Annotated in this window: 3 protein-coding genes; all 3 read right to left on the reverse strand. The window is 43.7% G+C overall.

Translation table 11 applies throughout. The features are described from left to right. Positions 1–400 (reverse strand): MFS transporter (locus RTW80_RS24380; RefSeq protein WP_312720624.1); only part of this gene is annotated, 400 nt, incomplete at its 3' end. A gap of 226 nt (positions 401–626) precedes the next feature. Further along, entirely contained in the window at positions 627–1,841 is a 1,215-nt protein-coding gene (locus RTW80_RS24385) for an MFS transporter (protein WP_000795537.1), read from the reverse strand. Between the two features lie 99 nt (positions 1,842–1,940). Further along, on the reverse strand, positions 1,941–2,117 hold a 177-nt coding region (locus RTW80_RS24390; protein ID WP_312720626.1), incomplete at its 5' end, for a DUF1870 family protein.

Raw genomic sequence — 2,117 nt, forward strand, 5'->3', positions numbered from 1 at the left:
AGGCTTTCGGAAAGCATTCCATGAGCGCGGGGTAGCCACCCGTATCCAGCGCTGAGTTAGCGATACCTACGCACACTGCCAGACCGTAGGCGAGAGTTAAATTCGGGCAAGCGGGAATACCAAAGAAGAATAGCAGATACATTATTACTGCCATTAATATCACCGCCCGACGACCAAACTTATCGGAGATCACACCGAAGAATAAAATACTGATCAATCGCCCCAAACCGATACCGGAAATTAAGTAGGCAATGCCCGCGTTGTCAGTGGAAAACTTTTCCGCCAGAGATGACATATTTTGGGCAAGCGTAATAACACTAATGCCGTGCAGGAAGTAGCTGAAGTAAATACAAAGAACAGCCAGGATAAATGGCGTGCTGAAAGCCTTATTTTGAGACATTTTCACAGCTCCTTGCTGAAAGATAATTTCGTTACCGTACGTATTGTTCTCCGACGGTTTACATAATTACTATACTGAAGATGATTTTCCCTGGGTACATGGCATAAAGTTTATGTTTCCAGGAATATTGCATGTCATAGTTTGTTTTTGATCGCGATTTTCCTTAGTTAGCGCAGAAAGAGTTATTTATCCGTAAGATCTTGCATGACCTGAAAAGAATATTGCATTACCCACCCGGAGCGACATTTTCCTTTAGCGAGTGATGCCGCGTTTTTTTGCGACTGCGTAAGCCGATAAACAGTGCCAGTAAAAAACCGATGGCAGCGATGGCGGTATCGAACCACATAATATCGGCAATACTTCTTTGGGACAGATGAGCCGTAATCAACGGAATAGTAAAGGTCGCAATACTGCCCGCACTGTAATAGATCCCTGTAGCTTTACCTTTAGCGTAAGGGAAACGTTCAGCCATTAACGTCAGGCCAATTTGCACAACACCTCCAGCAGAGGTAAAACCAATGACAAAAGCAAATATTATCACCACATAAAATGTGGGATGCAGGCAGACGGTAAACAGAGCAATAAATGAGATAAAGGTGTACAGCATCAGTAATGTTGTTGGGCGAACGGTATTACGAATGAGTGGAGCGGTAATAAATACACAAAGCAGCGAACCCACGGTGTAGATACTGAGTAGTTTGATCGACATAGTGTATGACATGCCTGCAACAAATTGTCCGTACTGTGCCAGCCACTGGCTAACCAGATAAAACGTTGCCATTGAGATATAGCCATATAAGGTATAACTGGCTAAATCGATAATTGAACAGCGATGTTCCGTAGAGCTGGTGGTTTTCTTTATGACAGGTAAGCGACGACCCGGATGGGGTGGGAACGTACAACGGTATAAAAACAGAGCGTTAATAAACATAATGCCTGCAGCAATCATAAAGGACCAACCGAACCACAGTTCAGCCCACACTAACAGGCTAATGATTAGCGGTAATAAAAATTGTCCGCTGGAAACAAATGCTTTAATTAAAATATTGGCTGTCCCAGGTGAGCGTGGAAAAGCTTCCATCAAACTGGGATAAGTGCCTGCATCGAGAAAACTGTTTGCCATTCCCGCCAGAAAGCCAAAAACATAAGCGATAATGATGTTATTGGTCTGCAGGATGCCAAAAAAGAAGGCCATATAGCAGCACATCCCGAGCATGATAAAAGGGCGGCGACCAAAGCGATCGGATAATAATCCTGCAAAAAGCAAGACACTTAATCGACCAATGCCCAGCGATGAGATAACTATCGAGACACCCGCGGCATTAGTCTGCCAAAGTGTCTCCAGCGAGGCCATATTCAGGCTCATCAAAAGGACGCCCATACCATGCACCAGGTAATTAAAATACAACCCAAGTGCGGTAGGGAAATAGGGATTTTTCATAGGTTCTACTTAGCAAAGGTGCTTTAAAAAGTGAAGCGATGTTGTGTCAGCATCCGTTCATTATTGTTGTAACAACGACAATTCCTTTCTGTGGAAAAATTAACAAAGCCGCTCCAGATCGTGTGCATATAATTCAGCAGCTACCGATTGATAGATCTTCCAGTCAATAAAATTGCCATCAGGGTAGACTCGTTGAAATGCGGTTAAGTCGGGGAAAAAACGCATGGTGTTGTTGCCGATGCGGTTATTTATTTTCTCTATGATGGCATGAAGATG

It is taken from the genome of Escherichia sp. AM3, from assembly GCF_032029835.1.
Classification (GTDB): domain Bacteria; phylum Pseudomonadota; class Gammaproteobacteria; order Enterobacterales; family Enterobacteriaceae; genus Escherichia; species Escherichia coli.

Bases quoted from the DNA above. Each gene is read 5' to 3' on its own strand.
- RTW80_RS24385 (WP_000795537.1), bottom strand. From the start codon at position 1,841: ATGAAAAATCCCTATTTCCCTACCGCACTTGGGTTGTATTTTAATTAC.